Genomic DNA, 11,310 nt, shown 5'->3' on the forward strand with positions numbered 1-11,310 from the left:
TTATAATTTGTCATCGCTGTCGACAGGGATGAGTACAGACATATTGGTATAAACACCAACTTCAGAATCGACTTCTATCCAGCCTTTATGTTGGTTCAAAATTTGTTGGCAAACGGAAAGACCGATACCCAGCCCGAAGTTGCCTTCTTTCTTGGTAGTGAAATTAAGTTCGAATATCGACTCAAGTTGATCGCGAGGAATGCCAGCACCATTGTCGATAAACTGATACATGTTATATAGCGAACCTTCCCGAGCGATGCAGTCAGTCCGAATCGTCAGCTGCCCTTTTTCCGGGAGTGCGTCTAGCGCGTTAGAAATAAGGTTGGTCCATACTTGCTGCAAGGCAATGGGTTTGCAAAGTACCGGTTGGAGCTTTCCATACTCTTTAATGAGAGAGTGCCGTTTTAGTCGGTTCTCAAAAATGACTAAAGTATCTTCGATGCCTTCATGTAAGTCGACACGCTCATAAGATTCATTATCTGGTCTCGCATAGCCTTTTAGGCTCTTGACCATGTCGGCAATTCGTTGGGCACACACTTGAATAGAGCGCAGGGTGGCACCGGTTACTTGAAAGTTCTCAAGTTTATCTAGCTCACTCGTTAGCTTATCTGGTGACTGCGTTGCTTGCGCTAAAAGCTGTTCATTACCTTGTAAGTTGAGATTGACCAGTCGTTTGGCTAGTCGGCGTTCTTTGAGTGTCTCTTGAAGCTTTTTAGTTCTTGCTCTTATTTCCGAGGTGGAGAGTGGTGTGGAGTGTCTGGCTTGCTCAAGGACATTCAATCCGAGTTCAAAAGTGGATGGGTCATGGTTTTGCTTAAGTATAGTATCAATTTTCTCTGAAACGGTCTCTGCACCTCTCAAAATCGCAGAAACTGGGTTGTTTAGCTCATGGGCAACACCTGCAACAAGCTGGCCTAACATTGCCATTTTTTCTTGTTCTATAAGCTGCTGATGGGCCGATTCCAATGATTCCAATGTCTTTTGCAACTCGAGCTTGGTATCAATACTACGTTGTAAGCGACGGTTAAAATGTCGCAGCAACAAGTTAGTGAAGAGTGGCAGTAAGTCGGTATTAGAGTGCATTACTTGAGTGAACACCTTTCTATCTAACTTAATAACTTGCGTTGCGGTCAATGTCATAGCGGTTGAGAACGAGCATTCGCCAGTCACAAAAGACATGCCGCCGACAATACCGCCTCGACTGTGTCGTACTACTTCACGTTGTTGACCCAACTCATCTTTTTTATACAGCGTCACCTGACCTTCGACGATAAACCACAGAAATTCGTTAGGCTGACCTTCAACGGTTAGCAGGTGTTCGGGTGAATACTCTCTTACCGCACGAGTTTCGTCTTTTTCGGCAAAAAATCCCAAAAGAGATTCAATGACTTGGGCGGCGAGTTCTTTGTCTGATAGTTCATGAAAATCGTGAATAAAACTGGCCCGATAGGAATGCATCTTTTGGTCAATATGCGCGCGGAGAATCTTCTGTTGATCGAGTACTTTGCCGTAATGAAGTAGGTTGTCTTTCTCGTGAGTAATAACGAATTGAGTGAGCTCTTTGACGACCGTTTTGTGCAACTCTTTTTGTTCTAAGGGTAGAGTAAGGCAGTGGTCTAGTCGTCCTTCGTTGACGGCATTTAAAATCGCTTGAACGTCTTGGAAGTTAGTTCTGCTCACTAGTATCTTTCGCGCTGATTGAGCATGAAGAGTTTGTTCTAGCTGAATAAGAAACTCTCCACCATCGAAAAGACGACTATGTCTGGCAATTACCATCGCCAGTTGTTGCCCTTGAGCACCGATATATTGCAACAGTTCGTGTCCTTCACTGATGGACGTCACCAAATGAATATCAAAGTGCGACTGATAGAGAGACAGCTCGGTATCCAGAGTGTCCAAGTTAATCAGATCATTGTCTAAACAGAGTACGGCGTATTGATTTCGCTTTGTCATGAACCTGCGCTATTCGATTCTCTCAACAGTAATTTTAATATATCAATAAAAAGCATGGGGTTATGAGAACTAGGTATGAGATTGGAGATCCTAGCGACTTGAGTTAGACTGAATGAAATATACTTCACAAAATGTCTTAAATACTCTATGAATCAATTGAAAAAATATGGCGCAATCGGCGGTGCAGTAGCGCTTGTTTTATGTTGGCCACTGGCTGTTGGACATATCGGGCAACAAGTTGTTGAGGATGGTGTAGAGCAACTAAACAACGAAGGTGTTACAGCAGAGATTGTAACTTACGATCGCGGTTACCTTTCTTCTAACGTAGAAACACGCTACCAAGTTAACGATCCTGTTCTGAAAGAACAGTTAGAAGTGGATGGTTTGCCCACAGAAATTGTGGTTCAAAGTGAAATTAGTCACGGTTTATTCAGCTTAACAGCGAACTCGCATATCCAGAATTATCCTGATTTCCCTCTCGCGTTAAAAACAGTGACGCAGCTGAATGGTAATACTGAATTTGAATTGTCACTCGATAGTTGGAGTTATCAAGGAGATGATGCACAGAAAGTTAGCATGTCTATTTCTCCGTCAGTGGCAACAGGTACTGCAACCGTTCTAGGTCAGTTGACGTTCAATGCTAATATCCCTTCGATTCAATTGGATTTTGAAAACGGTGAACAACTGACACTAACAGACTTGTCCGCAAATGGTGTTGGGAAAAAAGAGCAAGGTTTTTGGCTTGGTGATCAGAGTGTGACGTTAAAAAACTTCACCATTCTCGATGAAATGCATACTAGCATTTTGAATATTGATGATCTTGGCTACACCTTCAAATCGTCTTTTGATTCTGAAGCGGATCGCATTGATACCCAACACATATTCAGTATGAGCAATATGACCTATCCGGATGGCGGTCAACTGAGCGACCTCAAGGTCGACTTTGCGCTAACCTCGCTAGATAGAAAATCATTCGAAGGGCTGGTCGACTTGTATCAAACTAATCCAACTATCGCGCAAGCAGATATTACTACTTTAGCCCCTTTGATTGAGACGTTGTTTGCGCGTGGCTTTAACGTTGCGATGAACGACATGCACTTCAAAGTAGCGGACGATGAGTTCAAATCTAACTGGCTACTAAAAGTGCCTGAAGGGACTGAAAATGTATCACGTGATCCAAGTGTGGTGATGCCAGCGCTGACTGGTAACATGAACGCGTATATGTCAGAAGGCATGGTGAATGTTAACCCGATGCTTGCTCAAGGTATTGATGAATTGGTAGTGATGGAGATGGTGACGCAACAAGATGCAGGCTATCAAATGAAGGCTGATATTGAAGGCGGTCAACTGGTATTTGCCAATGGCCAGAAAATTCCACTAGTTGCACTTTTCTTGCCGCTCTTGATGGGGCAATCAATGGGGCAATAATCGCTAAGTGAGTACAAATTACACTCGTGATTAGAAAAGAGGTCTGATGGCCTCTTTTCTTGCTTTTTATCTCCGTAAAAACGTGATATTACTGGCACTTCTTTATGTATTTAGTCAGGAGTATAAAGGTCATGGAGCCGATTTCACATAACGTATTCAATTTCAGTGCTGGTCCTGCTGGGTTACCTCGAGCGGTACTACAAAAGGCACAATCTGAGTTGCTTGATTGGAATGATTTGGGTACGTCGGTGATGGAAATCAGCCATAGAAGTAAACCTTTCATCAAGGTTGCGGATGAGGCTGAACAAGATTTAAGAGACCTGCTAAATATTCCTTCCAACTATAAAGTACTTTTCTGCCAAGGTGGAGCGAGAGCACAATTCTCTGCTGTACCACTTAATTTATTGGGTTCAAAGACCAAAGCAACTTACATTGACGCAGGTTACTGGGCCGAAAGTGCGATTGATGAAGCTGAAAAATACTGTACACCTGTCGTGCATAAAGCGAAGACAGAAATAGATGGAAAAATTGCGGTTCAACCTGTGAGTGAATGGGTCATTGATGCCGACTCGGCATACGTCCACTTCTGTCCAAATGAAACCATCGACGGTATTGAAATCAATGAACTACCGCAGACTGAGCTACCAATTGTAGCGGATATGTCTTCGACGATTCTTTCACGTCAAATCGATGTGTCACAGTACGGCGTTATTTATGCGGGCGCGCAAAAGAACATTGGACCTGCCGGTATCTGTATTGCGATTGTACGCGATGATTTGCTTGACCTAGCCAACGATGTCCTACCGACATTTTTAAATTACAAAGTGCTCGCTGAAAAAGACTCTATGTACAACACGCCGCCAACTTTTGCGTGGTATTTGTCTGGTTTAGTGTTTAAGTGGCTGAAAGAGCAGGGCGGTGTTGCTGCAATTGAGAAGATTAACCGAGACAAAGCGGCGATTCTTTACAATCACATTGATGCTTCTGACTTCTACCACAACAATGTACACGAGAACAACCGTTCGCTAATGAACGTGCCGTTCCAGCTATCAAAACCTGAACTAGATGCTAAATTCTTGGAACTGGCAGATGAACGTGGTTTGCGCGCACTGAAAGGCCACCGCGCCGTAGGTGGTATGCGCGCATCAATCTACAATGCGATGCCGATCGAAGGTGTACAAGCGTTAGTGGATTTCATGAAAGAGTTTGAAGAGCAGTTCGCTTAAACGGTACTGACTATTTCTAATAAAGCCGAGCAGTTAAGCTCGGCTTTTCTTTTGGGTAAATGGCAATTTTCTCTCTTATTAATATTATCTATTGTGTCCATAAATAACCCAATAAATAGGACTCAGTAATTATGCACTGATTCACAGCTTCATCGCTGACAACTCGTTTATGCTTGCTATGTGTGCATCACTGGATCGGTTTATGGACATTATCTTATTAGCAAGTTTAATTGGGCTGAATGGTTTATTTGCCATGTCAGAAATCGCTTTAGTGGCAGCGAAAAGTGGTCGACTGCGAAAAATGGCAGAACGACAGAAATCTGCGCAACTTGCGTTAAAGCTTAAAAATAACCCCACATTATTCCTCTCTACTATTCAAATCGGTATTACTGCAATCGGTATTCTCAGCGGGATATTTGGTGAGGCAGTTTTATCTGCGCCGTTGTCAGTCTGGTTGCACTCAAAAGGCATAGACCCTGAACTTGCGAATATTTTGGCTACAGCGAGCGTAGTTATATCGATTACTTATTTCGCGATCGTCGTAGGAGAGTTAGTTCCAAAGCGGCTTGCGCAAAACAACGCAGAGCGAATTGCTATTCTCGTTGCCTATCCAATACATTGGCTATCATTATTAACCAGCCCTTTTGTTAAGCTTTTATCGGTATCCACTGATGCGGTGCTTCGTCTCCTTGGTCAAAAGGAGGGACAAAGCGATTGCGTGACCGAAGAAGACATCATTTCTTTAGTGCGAGAAGGTTCAGAAACAGGCGCTATAGAACAGCAAGAATTGGTGATGATCCGCAATTTATTGCATCTAAATGATAGAGCGGTAACGTCACTTATGACGCCGCGTAGCGACATACATCATCTTGATATAGATAAACCAATTGAACAAGCACTCAAAGAGCTTAGGCAAACCAAGCACTCTGTATGGCCCGTGTGTCGTGGCGGTCTTGATAACATCATTGGTACGGTATCTTCAAAGAATCTATTGGATGAGTATGAAGTGCTTTCGGCGGGTAAACTCGCAAAAATGTTGCGTAAGCCAAGATTTGTTCCTGAATCAATGAAAGGATTAGCTCTTCTCAACCACATGCAGCAAACCAGCTCTGAGATGGCGTTTTTAGTTGATGAGTATGGTGACGTCCAAGGGTTAGTTACTCATTATGACTTGCTTAAGTCTATTGCTGGGGAGTTGGGGATGGCTCCGCAACAAGTTTGGGCTAAGTTGCTTGCTGATGGAAGTTGGATTATTGATGGATTAATTCCAATCAACGAGCTGAAACATAAGCTGGATATTCAAGAACTAGAGGGAGAGTTTGATGAGGGCTTCCAAACCTTGAACGGTTTTTTGTCCTGGCAGGTTGGGAGTGTGGCAAAAGCCGGGACACACATTTGCTATCAACAATGGGACTTTGAAGTACTGAAGGTTAAGAATAATCGCATCACCCAAGTAAGAGCACACAGAGTGTGTGGAACTCAAGATTCAGAGAAACAGGATAAATAGAAAACTATTGCCATTAAAATTAAGTGGATGAAAAAGCCCGCTTCAATATGTTAGTGACATAGGGAAGCGGGCTTTTCGTATGGTGAATATGAATATTAGCCGTTAAAGCGTTTGATGCAGTTCGTAGTATCGACCTTTCTCGTCAAGAAGCGCTTGGTGCTGGCCGTACTCCAAAACTTCACCGTCTTCGAGTAAGCAGATGGCATCAAATGTTTCTAAATGCACTAAGCGGTGAGTGATGAAAATAACCGTTTTACTGTTAAAGTGTTGGTCAAACAACTGCATGATTTGTTGCTCAGTCTTTTTGTCTAAGCCTTCAGTAGGCTCATCAAGTAGTAAGATCGGCGCATCATGTAGCAGTGCTCGTGCGATACCAATACGGCGCTTTTCGCCACCGGAAAGTTGACGTCCGCCATCACCCAACCATGCGTCCAAGCCATTGTCTTCAGCCAAATGTGCCAAGTCTACTTTATCTAGAGCAGCGATAAGCTCCTCATCAGAAGCTGACGGTTTCGCCATAAACAAGTTATCACGTAGTGTGCCATTCAAGATGTCGACTTTCTGGCTAACAATGCTAGTTGCTTCACGAAGTTGACGTTCACTCCAGTTTTGAATCTGAGCACCGGCAAGGGTAATCTTCCCTTGGTCGACATCCCAGTAACGTGAAATGAGCTGCAACAGCGTTGACTTACCTGAACCAGTTTGACCAACAATAGCCAAACGATGTCCACCCTTCACAGAAAGTGACACATCGCGAAGTGCTTTTTCGTTAGCGTCTGGGTAGCTAAAGCAAACGTGATCGATATCGATGGAGTACTCGTTCGAATGCGTCACAGGATCGTCAGGGAAGGTGACTTCCGGCGTTGCTAGAATCACCTCATTTAGTCTCTTGGCGGAGGTCAGCGTCTGACCTAGATACTGGAATGCACCTGCAATAGGCATAAGCAGTTCAAAGCTTGCCATGGTCGCAAAGGCCATTAACGCGATTAGAGGATCAGGTTGATTTCCACCCACGCCATCCGCTGCTAGCCACAGCATCAGTATGAGCAGCCAACCATTAGCAAGAATCAGCAGACCCTGAGCCATACCAGATATTTTTGCATGAACCAACTGATTGGTAATCAACTTGTCTTGCGCAGTCACAATAGCTTTTCGGTAGCGAGATTCAGCGCCAAAAAGCGTCAGTTCACTATAACCTTGTAACCAGTCTAAGGTACGAATGCGAAGCTCAGCTTTATTTAGTGTTAACGCTTCCCCATTCTTGCTTCCCAAGCGGTAGAAAACGATTGGCCACGTGATAAGCAGCAGCATTAGAATTGCGCCAAGCGTGAGGCCTAGCGTCATGTCAAACCAACAAAGAACAGCGGTCAGACATAAGATACCAAATACACCGACGATAATTGGGCTAACAAGACGCAAATAGACGTGGTCCATGGCATCAACATCTGCCACAAGACGGTTGAGCATATCCGCATCGCGAATGTTGACGGCTTTACCGGGAATAAGCGGCGCTAACTTGGTGAAAAAGAAGATTCGAAGATCGGTGAGTAGTTTGAAGGTAGCGTTGTGGCTGACTACACGTTCACCCCAACGTCCAGCGGTGCGCGCCATTGCCGCGCCACGTACACCGGCACCTGGCAACATATAGTTAAAAGTTTCGCGAGCAATGGTTAAGCCTGCGACCGCAGCGGCAGAAATAAACCAGCCTGATAAAGTGAGTAGGCCAATGGACGCAAAAAGTGTTGCAAAGGAGAGAAGCATACCCAAAGACAGGCCAAACCAATGCTTTTTATACAGTTTTAAGTAAGGGAGTAAATCACGCATCTAAATTCCCCTTATCTTGAGCAACGGATGATTGATGGGCAGACAACATGGTGCTGAATAAGCCATCTGAGTCTGAAAGCGAATCATAACTGCCTTGTTGTTCCAGACGGCCTTGATTCATCACTAATATGGTATCTACGTTCTTTAGTTGAGAGAGCTGGTGGGTGACCATCAATGTCGTTTTACCTGCGGTACTGGTGTGTATACCTTGAGTAACAAGACGTTCACTTTTGGCGTCCAGACTTGCAGTCGGTTCATCTAATAACCAGAAGTTACCGTTTTGTACCATTGCTCTTGCTAACGCGATACGCTGAGCTTGACCGACCGAAAGACCTCCGGAACGATCGGTAACTTGATAATCCAAACCATGTTTTTCGACAAACTCAGCCGAGAACGACGCCAAAAGAGCATTGTTGACTTGCTCTTGGTTAACATCATTATTACCTAGGGTGATGTTGTCGCGAATCGTTCCGTGAAGTAGCAGTGGGTTTTGGCCAACCCAGCTGATGTTTTTACGCCAGTCGGTTTGGTCGAGGTCTTTAAGTTCAATACCTGCCATTTTTAATGAACCTTGATAAGGCATAAATCCTAAAATGGCGTTGACCAAACTGGTTTTGCCTGCGCCGCTCGGGCCGACTAACGCAGCGGCTTCGTTGGCGTTTATTTTGAAGCTAATTGGACCGACAAGGCGAGTCCCCTCAGGACTGAAAACTTCTAGATCTATTGCTTCGATAGAGATGCTTTGAGGGTGAGAAATGTTCTGACTGCCCTGTGGTAATGCGGTAACTTCTGTATCCAAGAACTCGACAATACTTTCTGCTGCACCGACGGCTTGTGCTTTAGCATGGTAGAAAGTACCTAAGTCGCGCAGTGGCTGATAAAACTCAGGTGCTAAAATCAAAATGAATAAGCCAGCGAACAAGGTAACGCCGACACCATAATGACCAAAGTTAAGCTCACCAATATAGCTGAAGCCAAAATAGACGGCAGTGATGGCGATGGAGATTGATGTAAAGAACTCCAAAACCGCAGACGAAAGGAAGGCAAGTCGCAATACATCCATTGTGCGTTTACGAAATACTTCAGACGCACCACGTAGTACCTCTGTCTCAGTTTCTGTGCGATTGAAGAGACGAATTGTTGTCATGGATTGCAATCGGTCATAAAAGTGACCAGAAAGACGTTGTAAAGCCTTAAAGTTTTTACGGTTAGCGTCGGCAGCCTTCATTCCGACGAATGCCATAAACAGAGGAACAAGTGGTGCGGTGACAAGGAAAATTAGACCTGCAGCCCAGTTGATAGGAAATACAACAATAAGGATGATAATAGGGACAGCAACAGCGAGGGACATTTGCGGCAAGTACTTAGCGAAGAAATCTTGCATTTCTTCCACCTGTTCAAGAACTAGTGTTGCCCATGTGCCAGCAGGTTTGCCTTTTATATAAGTTGGTCCTAGTTCGCGTAACTTATCAAGGATGAGCTGCCTTATGTAACAACGTATCTGCTCGCCACATTTGAATCCAGCGATTTCGCGCCCCCAAGCACATCCAGCACGCCCAGCAACGGCTACTAGTAACCCTAAGAAGTGCGGAATGAGTTCATATTTGTCGACATGCTCAATAATGAGTTGGTGCAATATTGTGGCGATAAGCGCAGCTTGCGCTAGCAAAAACAGGCTTGAAAGAACGCCAAGGCCAATCGCAATAGCGAGCCAGCGTTTAGCAAGCTTACTTTGCGTCTTGAGCCAATTATTCAAGCTCCGTTGTTTTTTCTTATCCATGTAGAAGGCTTAATGAGTATTATTATTAGAAGAAACGGCGATTATACAAAAAGAAACCCACAGGGCATACCTATGGGTTTCTTGTTTTCAAAAATAATGAGACGAAATGTTAAATTTATGACTGTGCGTCAAGGAAACGCTCAGCATCTAACGCTGCCATACATCCTGTTCCGGCTGAAGTAATCGCTTGGCGGTAGTTATGGTCCATCACGTCGCCAGCAGCGTAAATACCGGGAATGCTTGTTTGCGTAGCATTGCCTTCTAGGCCGGATTTCACAATAATATAGCCGTTGTTCATTTCAAGTTGACCTTCGAACAAGTCAGTATTCGGCTGATGACCAATGGCGATAAATGCACCCATAACATCAATGTGTTCAATTTCTTCTGACTGTGTATCTTTAATTCGTACGCCAGTGACGCCCATATCATCACCAACGACTTCTTCCAACGTACGGTCGGTATGCAGGACGATATTGCCTGACTCTACTTTGTCCATCAAACGCTTAACGAGAATCTTTTCCGCACGGAATGTGTCTCTACGGTGGATTAGGTGAACCTCTGAAGCGATATTTGATAGATAAAGAGCTTCTTCAACAGCGGTATTGCCGCCGCCAACAACCGCAACTTTCTGGTTGCGATAGAAGAAACCGTCACATGTCGCACAAGCTGAAACGCCACGTCCTTTGAACGCTTCTTCTGATTCTAGGCCAAGGTATTTGGCTGATGCGCCCGTTGAGATGATAACTGCATCGGCAGTATAGCTCTGAGAGTCGCCAAACAACTTAAACGGGCGAGTACTGAAATCGACTTTATTAATGTGATCGAAGATCATCTCGGTCTCAAATTTCTCAGCGTGCTCTTTCATACGATCCATTAGAGCAGGGCCCGTCAATCCTTCGGCATCACCTGGCCAATTTTCCACTTCAGTGGTCGTTGTGAGCTGTCCACCTTGTTGCATTCCAGTCACTAGAACAGGATCGAGGTTGGCACGTGCCGCATAAACAGCCGCGGTATAACCAGCAGGGCCAGAACCTAAGATAAGCAATTTACAGTGTTTTGTATCAGCCATTTTGTTGTCTCACTTCAGTCATTCTTATTGCACCTTCTATCGGTGCATCTTAATTACCTAATATATTGGGGTTACGGTGAATTAATCAATACTAGATTTGTGATAACTGATGTCATTTTGAGCAGTTAGTTGTTAATCGAACGCATCAAATGCATATTTTCCATTTGTTCCGTCCGATTAGAGATAAATACTAAGATTGATAATCTAGATGGTGGCTAACACTTTGACGATTCACCTTTGCAAACACGATTAGTTAATAGTCATTTTTGTCATAAGTCATTGTTAAGTAATATGATGTTTTCTTGTCTAGTTAACAATGCTAGGTTTTTAGTGGGTTGAAATCGATAATTAGAATATTATGCTAATCAATGGATGCATTGTGGATAATTATGCTTTTTTGTGAAAATGTATGGTTTAAAAGGCTGTAAAATATTGATCTTGCAGAATTGTTAATATTTAATGGTTTGTAAATAAAATGTGAAACACATTGTTTTTGGCATAACATTGAAAGGAGTTAATGATG

The 11,310-nt window shown here is 43.9% G+C and carries 7 protein-coding genes; 3 read left to right on the top strand and 4 right to left on the bottom strand.

Going from position 1 to position 11,310, the window contains the following annotated elements; genetic code table 11:
- On the bottom strand, window positions 1-1,953 hold the full coding sequence (locus HW45_RS23480) for an ATP-binding protein (RefSeq protein WP_038230237.1): 1,953 nt from the start codon (window positions 1,951-1,953) through the stop codon (window positions 1-3).
- A 147-nt stretch (window positions 1,954-2,100) separates the two neighbouring features.
- Here HW45_RS23480 and HW45_RS23485 point away from each other — a divergent pair, with 147 nt between their 5' ends.
- From HW45_RS23485 to HW45_RS23495, 3 genes are all read left to right on the top strand, one after another.
- Window positions 2,101-3,381: a DUF945 family protein gene (locus HW45_RS23485; protein ID WP_038230239.1), complete on the top strand. Its 1,281-nt coding sequence runs from the start codon at window positions 2,101-2,103 to the stop codon at window positions 3,379-3,381.
- 131 nt (window positions 3,382-3,512) lie between these two features.
- Window positions 3,513-4,607 (top strand): 3-phosphoserine/phosphohydroxythreonine transaminase, encoded by a 1,095-nt coding sequence (serC, locus tag HW45_RS23490; protein ID WP_006074725.1) that lies wholly within the window; start codon window positions 3,513-3,515, stop codon window positions 4,605-4,607.
- A gap of 202 nt (window positions 4,608-4,809) precedes the next feature.
- Window positions 4,810-6,114: a hemolysin family protein gene (locus HW45_RS23495; protein ID WP_038230242.1), complete on the top strand. Its 1,305-nt coding sequence runs from the start codon at window positions 4,810-4,812 to the stop codon at window positions 6,112-6,114.
- Window positions 6,115-6,216: 102 nt separating this feature from the next.
- Here the strand turns inward: HW45_RS23495 and cydC are convergent, their stop codons facing one another.
- From cydC to trxB, 3 genes are all read right to left on the bottom strand, one after another.
- Window positions 6,217-7,938, bottom strand: coding sequence for a heme ABC transporter ATP-binding protein/permease CydC (gene cydC, locus HW45_RS23500; protein WP_038230244.1), 1,722 nt, complete (start codon window positions 7,936-7,938; stop codon window positions 6,217-6,219).
- Window positions 7,931-9,718, bottom strand: coding sequence for a heme ABC transporter permease/ATP-binding protein CydD (gene cydD, locus HW45_RS23505; protein WP_038230246.1), 1,788 nt, complete (start codon window positions 9,716-9,718; stop codon window positions 7,931-7,933). The genes cydC and cydD overlap by 8 nt, the downstream gene beginning before the upstream one ends.
- Window positions 9,719-9,833: 115 nt before the next feature.
- Window positions 9,834-10,787, bottom strand: coding sequence for a thioredoxin-disulfide reductase (gene trxB / locus HW45_RS23510; RefSeq protein ID WP_038230247.1), 954 nt, complete (start codon window positions 10,785-10,787; stop codon window positions 9,834-9,836).
- Window positions 10,788-11,310: the final 523 nt, after the last annotated feature.

Source organism: Vibrio sp. ER1A (genome assembly GCF_000733315.1).
In the GTDB taxonomy this organism is placed as follows: Bacteria; Pseudomonadota; Gammaproteobacteria; order Enterobacterales; family Vibrionaceae; genus Vibrio; species Vibrio mediterranei.

What these genes read in the sequence shown, in the direction of transcription:
- HW45_RS23480 (WP_038230237.1), bottom strand. Translation starts at nt 1,953, where the DNA reads ATGACAAAGCGAAATCAATACGCCGTACTCTGTTTAGACAATGATCTG.
- HW45_RS23485 (WP_038230239.1), top strand. Translation starts at nt 2,101, where the DNA reads ATGAATCAATTGAAAAAATATGGCGCAATCGGCGGTGCAGTAGCGCTT.
- serC (WP_006074725.1), top strand. Translation starts at nt 3,513, where the DNA reads ATGGAGCCGATTTCACATAACGTATTCAATTTCAGTGCTGGTCCTGCT.
- HW45_RS23495 (WP_038230242.1), top strand. Translation starts at nt 4,810, where the DNA reads ATGGACATTATCTTATTAGCAAGTTTAATTGGGCTGAATGGTTTATTT.
- cydC (WP_038230244.1), bottom strand. Translation starts at nt 7,938, where the DNA reads ATGCGTGATTTACTCCCTTACTTAAAACTGTATAAAAAGCATTGGTTT.
- cydD (WP_038230246.1), bottom strand. Translation starts at nt 9,718, where the DNA reads ATGGATAAGAAAAAACAACGGAGCTTGAATAATTGGCTCAAGACGCAA.
- trxB (WP_038230247.1), bottom strand. Translation starts at nt 10,787, where the DNA reads ATGGCTGATACAAAACACTGTAAATTGCTTATCTTAGGTTCTGGCCCT.